Origin of the sequence: Methylobacterium sp. J-076 (assembly GCF_022829405.1) — a bacterium.
Classification (GTDB): Bacteria; Pseudomonadota; Alphaproteobacteria; order Rhizobiales; family Beijerinckiaceae; genus Methylobacterium.
On the sequence record NZ_JAKSXW010000143.1, the window covers coordinates 34,738 to 49,459 of the forward strand.

Genomic DNA, 14,722 nt, shown 5'->3' on the forward strand with positions numbered 1-14,722 from the left:
TCAGCGATTCGGTTTCCGGTCGTGTGATGCACATTTGACCATCGGGCGCTCGCGTCGTGTGCGATGCATCTCCGGCCCGGGGCAAGACGAGCGTCCCGCATGCCGAAAATATCGGCTTCGCCGGACCGGCAGCCACCTTTAAATTTCTGCCTTGGCCGCCGCCTTCGGGGGCTGAACGGGGTGATCGACGGGTGGCACATCTTCCCTTTACTCGCAGGGCCGTGCTCGGTGCGGGCGCCGTCCTCGGCCTCGATGCGATCTCCGGGCGGCGCGCGCGGGCGGCCACGCCCCTGACGGTGGGCTTCATCTATGTCGGCCCGAAGGACGATTACGGCTACAACCAAGCCCATGCCCAGGCGGCCAAGGCGCTGAAGGGCCTGAGCGGCGTCGAGATCACCGAGGAGGAGCGCGTCCCGGAGACCAACGCCGTCGAGAAGACCATGGAGAGCATGATCAACCTCGACGGGGCGACGCTGCTGTTCCCGACGTCCTTCGGCTATTACAGCCCCTACCTCCTGAACGAGGCGCGCAAGAACCCGAAGATCCAGTTCCGCCATTGCGGCGGCCTGTGGACCGAGAAGGACCCCGCGAATGCCGGCTCCTATTTCGGGTACATCGAGCAGGGGCAGTACCTCAACGGCGTCGTGGCCGCCCACGCCAGCAAGTCGAAGAAGATCGGCTTCGTCGCGGCCAAGCCGATCCCGCAGGTGCTGAACAACGTCAACGCCTTCCTGCTCGGGGCCCGGAGCGTGGACCCGGCCATCACCTGCCAAGTGATCTTCACCGGGGAGTGGTCCCTCGCGGTGAAGGAGGCCGAGGCCACCAACGCCCTGGTGGATGGCGGCGCCGACGTCATCACCTGCCACGTCGACAGCCCCAAGGTCGTGGTCGAGACCGCCGCCCGGCGGGGCGCGTTCGTCTGCGGCTACCATGTCGACCAGTCGCCCCTGGCGCCGCAGAAGTACCTGACCGGGGCCGAGTGGAACTGGCTGCCGATCTACAAGGACGCCATCGCGGCGATGCAGGCCGGCAAGGTGCCGGAGCATTTCGTCCGCGGCGGGCTGGCGGACGGCTACGTCACGATGAGCCCCTACGGCCCGGCCGTGTCCGAGGCGGCCCGCCGGAACGCCGACGCGGTGAAGGCGGAGATGCTGAAGGGCGGCTACGCGATCATCAAGGGCCCGCTGAAGGACAATGCCGGCCGCGACGTGCTGCCGGCCGGCAAGGCCTATCCCGAGAAGGCCGCGGACCTGGAGAGCACGAACTACCTCGTGGAGGGCGTGAAGGGGTCGGTGTAGCGCCTGCGGTGGATCGTCGGCATCTCGTCGCGAGGGCATGGCGGGGCTGGCGTCTCGTCCCACCCATCCCCCCGTCCTGAGGCGCCGCGCGATCCCTGGAGCCCTCCTTCGAGGCCGCTTCGCGGGCGCCTCAGCATGAGGTGGCGGGTGGAACAGGGCCGGCCTTTCGGTCGAGCCCGCAGGACAACCACCACGGCACCAAAGCTGGCACGGTTTCTGCCCCGGGACGCTCACCGACATGAGCCGAAGGGGATCCTGAGACGTGGTTGCCGAGGCCGCCCCCTCGAAGAGTGCAGCGGACGTGCCGGAGGCCCCCTCCGCCCTCGCGGTGCGCGCGTGGCTCGCCCGCCGCCTGGAGGCGCTGGCGATCCCGGTGGGGGCTGCCCTCGTCGGCTTCCTGCTGTTCGGCCTGTTCCTGGCGGCGCTCGGCAAGTCGCCCCTGCAACTGATCGACATCGTCTGGCGGGGCGGGTTCGGCTCGCCCTTCGCCCTCGGCAACAGCCTGCAGCGGGCGGCGCCGCTCCTGTTCGCCGCCCTGTGCGTGGCGCTGCCGGCGCGGCTCGGCCTCGTGGTGATCGGCGGGGAGGGCGCCATCGTCCTCGGCGGCCTCGCGGCGGCCGCCGCCGCCCAGCCGCTCGCCGGCCTGCCCGCTCCCCTCGCCGTGCCGCTGATGGCCGGCGCGGCCATGCTCGCGGGTGCGGTCTGGATCGGGGCGGTGGGATGGCTGCAGGCCTACCGCAACGTCAACGCCACGATCTCCAGCCTGCTCCTGTCGTACATCGCGATCGCGCTGGCCAACCACCTGATCGAGGGGCCGTTGCGCGACCCCGCCAGCCTCAACAAGCCCTCCACCCTGCCGGTGGGAGACGCGTTCATGCTCGGGCCGATGCCGGTCGTCGGCGTGCACTGGGGCCTCGGCTGCGGGATCCTCGCCTGCCTGGTGGCCTATGTCCTCATGGACCGGACCACGCTGGGCTTCGCGGCGCGGATCGCGGGGGGGAACGTCCGCGCGGCGCAGATCCAGGGCCTGCCGGTCGGGCGCCTGATCGTCGGGTTCACGGCTTTGGGCGGGGCCTTCGCGGCGCTCGCCGGCTATTTCGAGGTCGCCGCCGTCCAGGGCAACGCCAACGGCACCCTCGTGGCGGGCTACGGCTACACCGGCATCCTCGTCGCCTTCCTGGCCCGGCAGAACCCCATCGCCATCATGCCGGTCGCCTTCCTGCTCGGCGGCATCGAGGCGTCGAGCGGGCTGATCCAGCGCCGGATGCAGTTGCCCGACGCCACCGTGCTGGTCCTCGAAGGGCTGCTGTTCCTGATCGTGCTCCTGAGCGAGACGCTCTACGGCCGGTTCAAGCTCTTCAACCCCCATCTCTGGGCGGCGAAGCGGGCGGAGGCGGCGGCATGAGCGGCGACCTCGGCCTCTGGAGCGTGCCGCTGGCGATCCTCGGCGGGGCGATTCGCGTCTCGACGCCGTTCCTGTTCGTCAGCCTCGGCGAGACGATCACCGAGCGCTCGGGCCGGATCAACCTCGGTCTCGAGGGCACCCTGGTCTTCGGGGCGATGGCGGCCTACGCGACGGCGGTGCTGACGGATTCGCCCTGGGCGGGCGTCGCGGTGGCCGGGTCGGCCGGCGGCGTGCTCGGCCTGCTGCACGGGTTCGTGTGCAAGTTCCCCCGCGTCAACGACGTGGCGATCGGCATCGCCCTGATGCTGTTCGGCACCGGGCTCGCCTTCTTCTTCGGCAAGCCGTTCATCCAGCCCCCGGCCCCGCCGCTGCCGGCGATCCCCTTCGGCGCGTGGTCGGACCTGCCGCAGGTGCAGGCGGCGCTGCGGGTCAACGTGCTGTTCCTGGCGGGTGCCGCCCTGTCGGTGGCGCTGTGGTGGGGCTTCCGCAACACCAAGGCCGGGCTGATCCTGCGCGTCGTCGGCGACAGCGCCGACGCGGCCCGGGCGCTCGGCTACGACGTCGACCGGGTGCGCCTCGTCGCCACCGGCCTCGGCGGCGTGCTCGCGGGGATCGGCGGCTCCTATCTGTCGCTCTACTATCCCGGCTCCTGGAACGAGGGGATCTCCTCCGGGCAGGGGCTGATGGCGGTGGCGCTGGTGATCTTCGCCCGCTGGAACCCCCTCGCCTGTTTCGGGGCGGCGCTGCTGTTCGGCGGTGCCGGCGCCCTCGGGCCGGCGCTGCAATCGGTGGGCGTCTCGCAGGGCTACTACCTGTTCTACGCCGCCCCCTACGTCCTCACCCTCGCCCTGCTGATCGCCACCTCCTCGCCCGACCGGGCGCTGGCCGGGGCGCCGGGCGAGCTGTCCCTGTCGAAGTGAGAGCGCGCCCGATGAACGGCCTCGGTGGATTGAACAAGTCGCCCCACGGCGTGGTGATCGGGCTGGTGCAGCTGCAACTGCCCAAGATCGAGACCCGTGCGGACGTCACGGCGCAGGCGGAGCGGATCGTGGCGATGGTCGCCAAGGCGCGGGCGAACCTCGCGACGATGGATCTCGTCGTATTCCCGGAATACGCCCTCCATGGCCTCTCCATGGACATCCGCCCCGAGATCCTCTGCACCCTCGACGGGCCGGAGGTGGCGGCGTTCAAGCGCGCCTGCGCGGACCACCGGATCTGGGGGGGCTTCTCCCTCATGGAGGCCAACCCCGGCGGGATGCCCTACAATTCCGGCCTGATCATCGACGACCATGGCGAGGTGAAGCTCTACTATCGCAAGATGCACCCCTGGGTGCCGGTGGAGCCCTGGGAGCCCGGCGACCTCGGCATCCCGGTGATCGAGGGGCCGCGGGGCGCCAAGCTCGGGCTGATCATCTGCCACGACGGCATGTTCCCGGAGATGGCGCGGGAATGTGCCTACAAGGGCGCCGAGATCATGATCCGCACGGCCGGATACACCGCGCCGATCCGCGAATCCTGGCGGTTCACCAACCAGTCGAACGCCTTCTGCAACCTGATGGTCACCGCCAACGTCTGCCTGTGCGGATCGGACGGGACGTTCGATTCGATGGGCGAGGGCATGATCTGCAACTTCGACGGGACGGTGCTGGCCCACGGCACCACCGGCCGCGTGGATGAGATCATCACCGCCGAGGTGCGCCCCGATCTCGTGCGCGAGGCGCGCACCACCTGGGGCGTCGAGAACAACATCTACCAGCTCGGCCACCGGGGCTACACCGCGGTGAAGGGCGGGGCGCAGGACTGCCCCTACACCTACATGGCCGACCTCGCGGCGGGCCGCTACCGGGTGCCGTGGGAGAACGAGGTCGCCGTCACCGACGGCACCGGCTGCGGCTTCCCGGCCCCGACCCGCCCCTACGGCGGGGCGCCGGCCCTGCGGGACGCCGCCGAATGAGCGAGGCCGCCTCCCTCGCCTCCGCCCTCCACGCGCAGGCCGAACCCTACCCCTGGCCCTACGACGGCGACCTGCGGCCGGGGAACACCGCCCTCGTCATCATCGACATGCAGACGGATTTCTGCGGCAAGGGCGGCTACGTCGATGCGATGGGCTACGACCTCGCCCTGACCCGCGCGCCGATCGAACCCATCGGCCACCTCCTCGCTGCGGCGCGGGCCGCCGGCTACCACGTCATCCACACCCGCGAGGGCCACCGGCCGGACCTCGCCGACCTGCCCGCCAACAAGCGCTGGCGCTCCCGGCGAATCGGCGCCGGCATCGGCGATCCCGGCCCCTGCGGCCGGGTGCTGGTGCGGGGCGAGCCCGGCTGGGAGATCATCCCCGAACTCGCGCCGCGGCCGGGGGAGCCGGTCATCGACAAGCCGGGCAAGGGCTCGTTCTGCGCCACCGACCTGGAGCTGATCCTGCACCAGCGCGGCATCCGCAACCTGATCCTCACCGGCATCACCACCGACGTCTGCGTCCACACCACGATGCGGGAGGCCAACGACCGCGGCTTCGAATGCGTCATCGTCTCGGACGCCACCGCCGCCACCGACCCCGGCAACCACGAGGCCGCCCTGCGGATGGTGACCATGCAGGGCGGCGTGTTCGGCGCCGTCGCCACCTCGCGGGCGCTGATCGCCGCGATGGGCCGGCATCCATGATGCCCGCGCCGCCCGGCGCCGAGACCGCCGGCCCCGGCGCCATCGGCGTCGAGACCATCGGCATGACGAAGCGCTTCGGCGCCTTCGCGGCCCTGGACGACGTGTCGATGAGGATCGAGGCCGGGGGCTTCCACGCCCTGCTCGGGGAGAACGGCGCCGGCAAGTCGACCTTCGTCAAATGCGTGATGGGCTTCTACGCGCCGACCGCCGGCAGCGTGCTGGTCGACGGGCGCGAGGTCGAGATCACCAACCCGAAGGGCGCGCAGGGGCGCGGCCTCGGGATGGTCTACCAGCACTTCACCCTGGTGCCCTCCCTGACGGGGGCCGAGAACCTCGTGATCAGCCGGGCCGACGCCCCCGCCATCCTCGATTGGAAGGCCGAGCGGGCGGCGCTGGCCGCCTTCATGGCGGGCATGCCGTTCCGGCTGAACCTCGACCGACCGGTGGCGGAGCTGGCCGCGGGGGAGAAGCAGAAGCTCGAGATCGTCAAGCAGCTCTACCTGAAGGCGCGCTTCCTGATCCTCGACGAGCCGACCTCGGTGCTCACCCCCGACGAGGCCGCGGAGGTGCTGGGCCTCCTGCGCGCCATGACGGACCGGGGCGCCCTGACGGTGCTGATGATCAGCCACAAGTTCCGGGAGGTCGAGACCTTCGCCCGCTCGCTGAGCGTCCTGCGCCGGGGCCGATTGGTGGGCGGCGGCGCCGTCGGCGCCCTGTCGCGGGCCGACATGGCGGCGATGATGATCGGCGAGCGGGCCGTGCGGCCGATCGCAAGCCGGGTCGGGGCGCCCGACGCCGCCCGCGAGATCCTGCGCGTGGAGAACCTCGAGGCCACGGACGTCTCCGGCCTGCGCCGGATCGCCATCCCCGACCTGCGGGTCCGGGCCCGGGAGATCCTGGGGATCGCGGGCGTCTCCGGCAACGGCCAGAAGGAGCTCGCCGACGTGCTCGGCGGGCGGATCCGCGCGGCGGGCGGCCGGGTGATCGTGGCGGGGGAGCCCTATGCCGGCACCCGGGCCCAGAGCCGGGCGCGGCGGGTGCGCTTCATCCCCGAGGAGCCCCTGCGCGAGGCCTGCGCCCCGCGGATGTCGGTGGCCGAGAACCTCGCCTTCCGCGCCTTCGACCGGCGCGGGGAGGATCCGTCCGGCCCGCCGACCCTGTGGCTCGACCGGCGGGCGATGACCCGGCGCGCCAAGGAGCTGATCGCGCGGTTCCAGGTGAAGACGGCCTCCTCGGAGGCGCCCATCGCCACCCTGTCCGGCGGCAACGTCCAGCGGGCGGTGCTGGCCCGGGAGCTGACCGATCCGGTCGATCTCCTGATCGTGGTCAACCCGTGCTTCGGGCTCGATTTCGCGGCGGTGGCGGAGATCCGCACCCGGATCGTCACGGCCCGCAACGCCGGGGCGGCGGTGCTGCTCATCAGCGAGGACCTGGACGAGATCCTGGAACTGTCCGACCGCATCGTGGTGATGTCGGAGGGGCGCCTCGTCTACGAGACCTCGGCCGCGCAGGCCGAGGCGGGCACCATCGGCCGCCACATGGCGGGGCACCACTGAGGCCCGGCGCCGGGCTTCACCCGGCGCGGAGGGAGGCGAGGTAGCGCCGCCAGCCGCCATGCCCGCTGACGTCCGGCGCGCCGACGAGCCCCTCCGGCTCGGCCAGGAACCCCTTGGGGGCCGTCCCGTCGTCGAGCCTCAGCGTGCCGATGGAGAGGGGGGCCGGCACCCCGGCCACGAAGGCGCCGAAGGCGGCGACGGGCAGGGCCCAGACCTCCGTCTCGATCGCCGTGCCGGTGCCCGGCGCCACCCGCACCAGGCCCGGCCGGGCCGGTCCCGCGCCGGGAAGCGCGTGGAGCCGGTAGTCCGGGCTCGTCCTGGCCGCCCGCAGGAAGCGTCCGCCCGGGCCGGTGAGTTCGCCGTTCAGCGGCAGCCCGGACAGGTGCGCCCCCACCACCACGATCTCGATCTCCCCCGCCCCGGCCCGCACGATTCCCGCGTCCCCGGGGGCGGGGGGCACGGGCACGGCGCCGGTGCCGAGGCTCAGCCCGGCGGCGGCGTGCAGCCTCGCCCCGAGCGCGGCGATCAGCCCGTCCGCGCCGCGCGGGGCGATCAGCGTCACGCCGGAGGGGAAGCCGTCCCCGCGGAACCGCCCGGGGACCGCCAGGGCGCACAGGTCCAGCAGGTTGACGAAGTTGGTGTAGGTGCCGAGCTCGCTGTTGGGGCCGATCGGGTCGGCGGCGAGGTCGGCGCAGCGGCGCGGCCGGGGGTAGGTCGGCACCGCCAGCACGTCGATCCGCGTCCAGACCTCCTCGGTCGCCCGGCGCAGTTCGGCGAGGCGGTAGAGCCCGGCGAAGGCGTCCGCGGCGGAGAAGCCCGCGGCCGAGGCGATGACCGCCCGCGTGGTCGGGTGCAGGATCTCCGGCCGCATCTCGATGATGCTGCGGATCGCTTGGTAGCGCTCGGCGACCCAGGGGCCCGTGTAGAGCAGCGCCGCCACCGCCTGGAACGGGGCGAGGTCGATGGGCGTCGTCCCGCCCGGCAGCAGGGTCCCGAGGTCGGCGAGGGAGGCCGCGAAGGCCGCCTCCGACAGGCCGTCTCCGCCGAAATGCAGGCTCGCCGGGCCCGGAACGCCCACGCGCAGCCCCGGCGGGACCGAGGCCGGCCGGGGGGCGACCGGCAGGGGCCGGCAGAAGGCGTCCTCCGGATCGTACCCGAGCATCACCCGGTAGGCGGCATCCGCGTCCGCGACGGTGCCGGCGAAGACCGACAGGGTGTCGAGGGTGCGGCAGGCCGGGACCATCCCGCGCCCCGAGACGCTGCCTAGCGACGGCTTGAGGCCCACGATGTTGTTGAGCCCGGCCGGGACGCGCCCGGACCCCGCCGTGTCCGTGCCGAGGGCGAAGGTGACGAGGCCGTGGGCGACGGCGACCGCGGAGCCCGACGAGGAGCCCCCCGGGACGATGGCGGGATCGAAGGCGTTCCGCGGCGCGGGGAACGGGGTGCGCACGCCGACGAGGCCGGTGGCGAACTGGTCGAGGTTGGTCTTGCCGACCAGCACCGCGCCGGCCGCGATCAGCCTGGCCACGGCGGGCGCCGTCGCCCCGGGCCTGTAGGCGAAGTCCGGGCAGGCCGCGGTGGTCGGGAGGCCGGCGACGTCGATGTTGTCCTTCACCGCGAAGGGCACGCCCCAGAGGGGCTTGGCGCGGGGATCGAACGGCCCCAGGGCCTCGGCGGCCGCCCGCGCCTGCGCTTCGGGGACGAGGGCGAGGAAGAGGCCCGGATCGTCGATCTGCGCGATCCGCCGGTAGGTCTGCGCGATCACCGCGGCGGGGGCGAGCCCCTCGGCATAGGCGGCGTGGAGGGCGTCCAGGGTCGGGAAGGCGGGCATGGGCATGGGTGGTCTCTCCCCTACGGCGTGGGCTGGGCGGGTCAGGCCGGGTCGGAGGGGCTGGCGTCGATGACGCTCACATGGGCGGCGACCACCCTCCAGCCATCGGGGAGGCGCATCCAGGTCTGGCTCTGGCGGCCGACCTTGCCCGGCGCGCCCCCGCGGGTGAACAGGGTCATGGCCACGGCGGCGTCGCGGCCGAAGGTGGTGATCACCGTCCCGCGCAGGTCGCGGGCCAGGCCCTGGGGCGAGCGCCCCCGGCGGAACGCCCGGATCGCGTCCATGCCGTAGAGGTTCTCCCCCGCGCCGTAGCGGATGGTGCGGGGATCGTCGTGGAACAGCGCCTCCAGCACCGCCACGTCGTTGGTCACCAGCGCCTGCTCGTAGACGGCGAAGGCGGCCTCCACCTCGGCCTTCACGGCGGGGTCGTCGATCGTCATGGGAGCCTCGCCACGGGGGCCCGCACCACGCCCTCCCGCTCCAGATGCCGCGCCACCCGCAGGGCGAGGGCTTCCCGCCACGGGGCGGCGATCACCTGCACGCCGAGGGGAAGGCCGTCGTCCGGCCAGACCGGCACGGCGACCACGGGCAGGCCGATGAAGGAGATCGGCTGGGTGTAGAGGCCGATATTGGGCCGGATGGGCAGCGTGACGCCGCCGAGCACGAAGGTCGTCTGCCCGCCCCGGGGCGCCCGGCAGGGGGTCGCGGGGGCGAGGATCACGTCGACGTCCCGGAACAGCTCCAGCACCGCCGCGCGGTACCAGCGGCGGAAGCGCTGCGCCCGCTCGATGAACACCGCGGGCAGCATCGCCCCGGCCAGCAGGCGGTCGCGCACCGCCGGGTCGAACTCGGCGGCGCGGTGGCGGAGGCGGTCGAGGTGCAGCGCCGCGCCCTCGGCGGCGGAGATCAGGTAGGCCGCCGCGCGGGCGCGCACGGCCTCCGGGACCTCGACCGTGGCCCTGGCCCCGAGGGCGTCCGCCACCCGCGCCACCGCCGCGAACGCCTCCGGCTCGCCGGACCCCGCGAAATGGCCGCCCGCGACGGCGATGCGCAGGCCGGCGACGCCCCCGTCGAGGCCGGGGCCGGCGGGGTCGGGCGGGCGCCGGGCGCAGGCGGGGTCGTCCGCGTCCGGCCCCTGCATGGCGTCGTAGGCGAGGGCGAGGTCGGCCACGCTCCTGGCCATCGGGCCGAGATGGTCGAGGCTGCCGACGAACGGGAAGCTCCCGGCCCGGCTGGTCCGGCCGTAGGTGGGCTTCAGGCCGAAGCAGCCGCAGAAGGCGGCGGGCACCCGGATCGACCCGTTGGTGTCCGAGGCGAGCGCCAGCGGCACGAGGCCCGCCGCGACCGCGGCCCCGGAGCCGCCGGAGGAGCCCCCCGCCATCCGGGTGAGGTCGTGCGGATTGTGGGTGTCGCCGTCGTGGATGTTCTCGCCGGTGAAGTCGTAGGCGTACTCGCCCATGTTGAGGGCGCCCACCAGCACGCCCCCCGCCGCCTCGAGCCGGCGGATCAGCGCGGCGTCCCGGCCGGCGGGCGCCCGGTCGCGGTTGATCCGGGCGCCGGCCCGCGTCGGCAGACCCGCCACGTCGAACAGGTTCTTGACGGCGAAGGGCACGCCGCAGAGGGGGCCGGCCTCCTCGCCGCGGGCGCGCGCCGCGTCCAGGGCGTCGGCCCGCGCCAGGGCCCGCCCGGCGAGCACGTCGGTGAAGCTGTGCACCGCCGGGTCGATCCGCGCGATCCGCGCCAGCGCGGCGCTGACGACCTCGCGGGCGCCCACGGCGCCGGAGGCGACCCCCGCGGCGATCCCGGCGGCGGGGGCGAGCGACCAGTCCTGCGAATCCACCACCGGTCAGGCCTCGAAGACCGGGGCCGCCTCGGCCTCGTCGGGGAGGGGGAAATCCTCGACCAGGGCCGCCGCGGCCTGGAGCACCCGCAGGTTCGCCAGCACCGGCTCCCGCCACGCCGGATCGTTGGTCAGGCCGAGGAGGCCGGCGCAGGCCTCCATGACGGCGTCGAGATCCGGTGCGACCGGGCTGGGTGACATGCGCGATGATCCTCCGGCGGCCTCGCCTGCGCCGGGGAGAGCAAGGATCGTTCCGCGCCGGCCTAGTCGCCCGCATCCGAGACGGCGTGGCTCCAGGCGCCTTCGGGTTTGCGCGTGATCACCGCCTGATCGGTCCCGTTCGCCAGGAGGATGGCGACCGTGCGCTCGTAGTCGGCGGGGGCGAGGCGCCCGTCGCCCCCGTCGAGGAGCTTGGCGATCTCGATCATCATCCGCGTCTGGTGTCTCTCGGTCTGCGCGCCGCTGGCGTCGTTGTCGAGCACGATGGCGGCGGCCTCGTCCGGGTGCGCGGCGGCGTAGGCCCAGCCCTTCATGGAGGCCCGAACGAACTTGCCGAGGCGGGCGACAAAGGCCTTGTCCTTCAGCTTGCCGTCGAGGGCGTAGAGCCCGTCCTCCAGGGTCGCGACCCCCTGGTCCTCGTAGCGGAAGACCACGAGCTGCTCCGGCTTGAAGCCGGCATCGAGGACCTGCCAGTACTCGTTGTAGCTCATGGTCGAGACGCAATCGGCCTGCTTCTGGATCAGCGGATCGACGTTGAAGCCTTGCTTCAGCACCGTCACGCCGCCCGGCGAGCCGTCCGTCTTGAGGCCGAGCTTGGCCATCCAGGCCAGGAACGGGTACTCGTTGCCCGAGAACCAGACGCCCAGCGTCCGCCCCTTGAGGTCGGCGGGGCTCCTGATCCCGGTATCGGCCCGGCAGGTGAGCATCAGGCCCGAGCGCTTGAACGGCTGGGCGACGTTGACGAGGGGCACGCCCTTCTCCCGCGCCGCCAGGGCCGAGGGCATCCAGTCGACCACCACGTCGGCCCCCCCGCCCGCGATGACCTGGGGCGGCGCCACGTCCGGCCCGCCGGGCTTGATCGTCACGTCGAGGCCGGCGTCCTTGTAGAAGCCCTTGGCCTGCGCGACGTAGTACCCCGCGAACTGCGCCTGCGGCACCCATTTGAGCTGCAGCGTCACGGGCTCCGCCGCCCGCGCCCCGCCGCCCCCGGCGAGGCAGAGGGCGAGGACCCCCGTCCAGAGGCGCAGTCGCGCGCCCCGCGCCGTCTTCATCCGCCGATCCGCCATTCCGGTCTCCCCGCCGATCAGGTTGCTGGTTCAGGCCGCCCGCGCCGCTGTTGGCCGGGGCGTCGTCGCCCGCTCGATGAGCGCGACGAGTCCGTAGAAGGCCGAGCCGGCGAGCCCCGCCAGCGCGATCTCGGCCCAGACCATATCGAGGGCGAGCCGGGCCGCCTCGATGGAGATGCGGAAGCCCATGCCGACGATGGGCGTGCCGAAGAACTCGGCGACGATCGCCCCGATCAGCGCCAGCGTGGCGTTGACCTTGAGGGCGGTGAACAGGAACGGCAGGGCGGTCGGCAGGCGCAGGAGCACGAGGGTCTGCCCGTAGCCCGCCGCGTAGCTGCGCATCAGGTCGCGCTCCAGCCGGCCCGTGGCGGCGAGGCCGGCGCTGGCCTGCACCAGCATCGGGAAGAAGGTCATCAGCGCCACCACCGCCGCCTTGGACGGCCAGTCGAACCCGAACCACATCACCATGATCGGGGCGACGCCGACGATCGGCAGGGCGGAGGCGAAGTGCCCCACGGGCAGCAGCCCCCTGCGGATGAACGGCACCCGGTCGGCGAGGATCGCCGTGGCGAGCCCGGCGAGGTTGCCCAGGGCGTAGCCCGGCAGGGCCGCCTTCACGAAGGTCTGGACGAAATCCGCCGCCAGCGTCGGCCCCGCCGTGGCGAAGCGCACGGCGACGGCCGAGGGCGGGGGCATCAGCACCGCCGGGACGCCCGCGCCCACCGTCACGATCTCCCAGAGGGCGAGGACGAGGAGCCCGAACAGCACCGGCACGGCGAGCCCGGCCGCCCGCCGGGCCACGTGGCGGCGCGGCGCCAGGGCGGCGAGGTCGATGGCCGCCAGCGTCGCCAGGAGCCACAGGCCGAGGGTCGCCGCCCAGAGGCCGGCCCCCGCCTGCCCGGCGGTGCCGGGCCGGTGGACGAGGAGGCAGAGGGCGAGGCCGGCGGCGCCGGCCGCCCCGGTCAGGGCCAGGGCGCGCCCCGGCGTTCCGCGGGCGGCCCTCATCGCGCCCCCGCCCCGGACGGGCGCCCGCCCGTGAGCCGGGCCATGCCGGCCTCCGCCAGCGACACCGCCGCCACCAGGAGCGCCGAGAGCGCGGCGGCGACGACGAGGGCGGCCCAGATCTGGACCGTCTGCCCGTAATAGGAGCCCGCGAGCAGGCGCGCCCCGAGGCCGGCCTGCGCGCCGGTGGGCAATTCGCCGACGATGGTCCCCACGAGGCTCGCCGCCACGGCGATCTTCAGGGCCGCGAACAGGTCCGGCAGGGCGGCGGGCAGGCGCAGCCGCCACAGGGTCTGCCTGCGGCCGGCCGAGTAGGTGCGCATCAGGTCGGCGAGCATCCGGTCGGGGGAGGTCAGGCCCTTCACCATGCCGACGGTGACGGGGAAGAAGCAGAGGTAGGCGGCGATCACCGCCTTCGGCAGCAGGCCGGTCAGGCCCGCCGCCCCGAGGGCGACGATGACGATGGGGGCGACGGCCAGGATGGGGACGGTCTGCGAGGCGACGACCCACGGCATCAGGCTGCGCTCGACGCTGCGCAGGTGGACGATGCCCACCGCCAGCACGAGGCCGAGGGCGGTGCCGATGCCGAACCCGACGAGGGTCGCCGAGAGGGTGACGGAGGCGTGGTAGGCGAGGCTGCGCTTCGACGTCACCGGCAGGCCGAACAGGCTGCGGGCGAGTTCCTGGGCGATCTGGTGGGGGGCCGGCACGACGGGCCGCTCCTGCGCCATGGTCGCCGCGGCGACGGCGCCCGCCTCCGGGGCCGCCCCCGCCCGGACGAGGGCGTCCGCCGCGCCGGACCAGTTGCCGAGCAGCGCGGCGAGGTACCAGAGGGCGAGGATCGCGAGCACCACCGCCGCGACCGGCAGGGCGTGGCCCCCGCTCCGGGGAGGGCGCGCCTCAGGCGTCATAGGCGTTGCCGGCCCGCAGGCCGTCCCGGACGCGGTGGGCGAGGGCGAGGAATTCCGGCGTCTCGCGGATCTCCAGGGGGCGCTCCCGCCCGAGGGCGGCACAGTCCACGATGTCGATGATGCGTCCGGGCCGGGGCGACATCACCACCACGCGGCCGGACAGGTAGACCGCCTCCGCAATGGAGTGGGTGACGAACAGGACCGTCTTGCCGGTCTCCCGCCAGAGGCCGAGCAGCTGCGCGTTAAGGTGGTCGCGGACGATCTCGTCGAGGGCCCCGAACGGCTCGTCCATCAGGAGGAGCTTCGGTTCGAAGCAGAGGGCGCGGGCGATGGAGGCCCGCTGCTGCATCCCGCCGGAGAGCTGCCAGGGGAACTTCCGCCCGAAGCCCGACAGGTGGACGAGGTCGAGGTAGCGGGCCACCCGCTCCCGGCGCTCCGCCCGGGGCACGCCGAAGATCTCCAGCGGCAGGGCGACGTTCCGCTCCACCGTCCGCCAGGGATAGAGCGCGGGCGCCTGGAACACGAAGCCGTAATCCCGGCGCAGGCGCGCCGCCCCGGCGCCGATCCCGTTGACGGCGAGGCTCCCGCCGGTCGGCCGCTCCAGATCCGCCACGCAGCGCAGGAACGTGGTCTTCCCGCAGCCCGAGGGGCCGATGAAGGAGACGAACTCGCCGCGGGCGACGGTGAGGTCGATCCCCGAGAGAGCGAAGACCGGGCCGTCGGCGGTCTCGTAGGTCAGGGAGAGGTCCCGGGCGGAGACGGCGGTCTCCCCGGGCGCGGCGGCCGGGGCCGGGGCCTGCGGGGCGATCCTGAGGGCGGCGGCGCGGGACGGGGACATGGCGGGCGCGCCTTCGGGCTTCGGGCCGGCGCCCGGAAGCGTGCGCCGGGGCGAGGCGGCCGTCGCCGCATCGCCGGGTTCGTCCTCGGCC

Annotated in this window: 14 protein-coding genes; 6 read left to right on the forward strand and 8 right to left on the reverse strand. The window is 73.6% G+C overall.

Annotated elements, in window-relative coordinates:
- The first annotated feature begins 191 nt into the window (after positions 1 to 191).
- The 6 genes from MKK53_RS19630 to MKK53_RS19655 all read left to right on the forward strand — a co-directional run bounded on the left by MKK53_RS19630 (position 192) and on the right by MKK53_RS19655 (position 6,923).
- Positions 192 to 1,298 carry a BMP family ABC transporter substrate-binding protein gene (locus MKK53_RS19630; protein ID WP_409564377.1) on the forward strand — a complete coding sequence of 369 codons (1,107 nt, stop codon included), beginning with the start codon at positions 192 to 194 and terminating at the stop codon, positions 1,296 to 1,298.
- 262 nt (positions 1,299 to 1,560) lie between these two features.
- Entirely contained in the window at positions 1,561 to 2,703 is a 1,143-nt protein-coding gene (locus tag MKK53_RS19635) for an ABC transporter permease (RefSeq protein ID WP_409564378.1), read from the forward strand.
- A complete protein-coding gene (locus tag MKK53_RS19640; RefSeq protein ID WP_243930442.1) occupies positions 2,700 to 3,623 on the forward strand; it encodes an ABC transporter permease in 924 nt (307 codons plus the stop codon). Before MKK53_RS19635 ends, MKK53_RS19640 begins: the two co-directional genes overlap by 4 nt.
- A gap of 11 nt (positions 3,624 to 3,634) precedes the next feature.
- A complete protein-coding gene (locus MKK53_RS19645; RefSeq protein WP_243930443.1) occupies positions 3,635 to 4,657 on the forward strand; it encodes a formamidase in 1,023 nt (340 codons plus the stop codon).
- A complete protein-coding gene (locus MKK53_RS19650; protein WP_243930444.1) occupies positions 4,654 to 5,367 on the forward strand; it encodes a cysteine hydrolase family protein in 714 nt (237 codons plus the stop codon). Before MKK53_RS19645 ends, MKK53_RS19650 begins: the two co-directional genes overlap by 4 nt.
- Positions 5,364 to 6,923: an ABC transporter ATP-binding protein gene (locus MKK53_RS19655; protein ID WP_243930445.1), complete on the forward strand. Its 1,560-nt coding sequence runs from the start codon at positions 5,364 to 5,366 to the stop codon at positions 6,921 to 6,923. Before MKK53_RS19650 ends, MKK53_RS19655 begins: the two co-directional genes overlap by 4 nt.
- Before the next feature lie 16 nt (positions 6,924 to 6,939).
- On the opposite strand, the gene atzF is transcribed toward MKK53_RS19655, so the two are convergent.
- The 8 genes from atzF to MKK53_RS19695 form a co-directional block, all read right to left on the reverse strand.
- Positions 6,940 to 8,760 carry an allophanate hydrolase gene (gene atzF / locus MKK53_RS19660; protein ID WP_243930446.1) on the reverse strand — a complete coding sequence of 607 codons (1,821 nt, stop codon included), beginning with the start codon at positions 8,758 to 8,760 and terminating at the stop codon, positions 6,940 to 6,942.
- Between the two features lie 35 nt (positions 8,761 to 8,795).
- Positions 8,796 to 9,194 (reverse strand): oxalurate catabolism protein HpxZ, encoded by a 399-nt coding sequence (hpxZ, locus tag MKK53_RS19665; protein WP_243930447.1) that lies wholly within the window; start codon positions 9,192 to 9,194, stop codon positions 8,796 to 8,798.
- Positions 9,191 to 10,597 (reverse strand): AtzE family amidohydrolase, encoded by a 1,407-nt coding sequence (locus MKK53_RS19670; RefSeq protein ID WP_243930448.1) that lies wholly within the window; start codon positions 10,595 to 10,597, stop codon positions 9,191 to 9,193. Before MKK53_RS19670 ends, hpxZ begins: the two co-directional genes overlap by 4 nt.
- Before the next feature lie 3 nt (positions 10,598 to 10,600).
- The gene (locus MKK53_RS19675; RefSeq protein ID WP_243930449.1) at positions 10,601 to 10,795 is read right to left on the reverse strand and encodes a DUF4089 domain-containing protein; all 195 of its coding nucleotides are present in this window, start codon (positions 10,793 to 10,795) and stop codon (positions 10,601 to 10,603) included.
- Positions 10,796 to 10,857: 62 nt separating this feature from the next.
- On the reverse strand, positions 10,858 to 11,865 hold the full coding sequence (locus MKK53_RS19680) for an ABC transporter substrate-binding protein (protein ID WP_409564383.1): 1,008 nt from the start codon (positions 11,863 to 11,865) through the stop codon (positions 10,858 to 10,860).
- 45 nt (positions 11,866 to 11,910) lie between these two features.
- A complete protein-coding gene (locus tag MKK53_RS19685) occupies positions 11,911 to 12,885 on the reverse strand; it encodes an ABC transporter permease (protein WP_243930451.1) in 975 nt (324 codons plus the stop codon).
- Positions 12,882 to 13,793 carry an ABC transporter permease gene (locus MKK53_RS19690; RefSeq protein WP_243930452.1) on the reverse strand — a complete coding sequence of 304 codons (912 nt, stop codon included), beginning with the start codon at positions 13,791 to 13,793 and terminating at the stop codon, positions 12,882 to 12,884. Before MKK53_RS19690 ends, MKK53_RS19685 begins: the two co-directional genes overlap by 4 nt.
- Complete coding sequence (locus MKK53_RS19695; RefSeq protein ID WP_243930632.1) at positions 13,783 to 14,631, reverse strand: ABC transporter ATP-binding protein; 849 nt, start codon at positions 14,629 to 14,631, stop codon at positions 13,783 to 13,785. The genes MKK53_RS19690 and MKK53_RS19695 overlap by 11 nt, the downstream gene beginning before the upstream one ends.
- Positions 14,632 to 14,722: the final 91 nt, after the last annotated feature.

What these genes read in the sequence shown, in the direction of transcription:
- MKK53_RS19640 (WP_243930442.1), top strand. Translation starts at nt 2,700, where the DNA reads ATGAGCGGCGACCTCGGCCTCTGGAGCGTGCCGCTGGCGATCCTCGGC.
- MKK53_RS19645 (WP_243930443.1), top strand. Translation starts at nt 3,635, where the DNA reads ATGAACGGCCTCGGTGGATTGAACAAGTCGCCCCACGGCGTGGTGATC.
- MKK53_RS19650 (WP_243930444.1), top strand. Translation starts at nt 4,654, where the DNA reads ATGAGCGAGGCCGCCTCCCTCGCCTCCGCCCTCCACGCGCAGGCCGAA.
- MKK53_RS19655 (WP_243930445.1), top strand. Translation starts at nt 5,364, where the DNA reads ATGATGCCCGCGCCGCCCGGCGCCGAGACCGCCGGCCCCGGCGCCATC.
- atzF (WP_243930446.1), bottom strand. Translation starts at nt 8,760, where the DNA reads ATGCCCATGCCCGCCTTCCCGACCCTGGACGCCCTCCACGCCGCCTAT.
- hpxZ (WP_243930447.1), bottom strand. Translation starts at nt 9,194, where the DNA reads ATGACGATCGACGACCCCGCCGTGAAGGCCGAGGTGGAGGCCGCCTTC.
- MKK53_RS19675 (WP_243930449.1), bottom strand. Translation starts at nt 10,795, where the DNA reads ATGTCACCCAGCCCGGTCGCACCGGATCTCGACGCCGTCATGGAGGCC.
- MKK53_RS19680 (WP_409564383.1), bottom strand. Translation starts at nt 11,865, where the DNA reads ATGAAGACGGCGCGGGGCGCGCGACTGCGCCTCTGGACGGGGGTCCTC.
- MKK53_RS19685 (WP_243930451.1), bottom strand. Translation starts at nt 12,885, where the DNA reads ATGAGGGCCGCCCGCGGAACGCCGGGGCGCGCCCTGGCCCTGACCGGG.
- MKK53_RS19690 (WP_243930452.1), bottom strand. Translation starts at nt 13,793, where the DNA reads ATGACGCCTGAGGCGCGCCCTCCCCGGAGCGGGGGCCACGCCCTGCCG.
- MKK53_RS19695 (WP_243930632.1), bottom strand. Translation starts at nt 14,631, where the DNA reads ATGTCCCCGTCCCGCGCCGCCGCCCTCAGGATCGCCCCGCAGGCCCCG.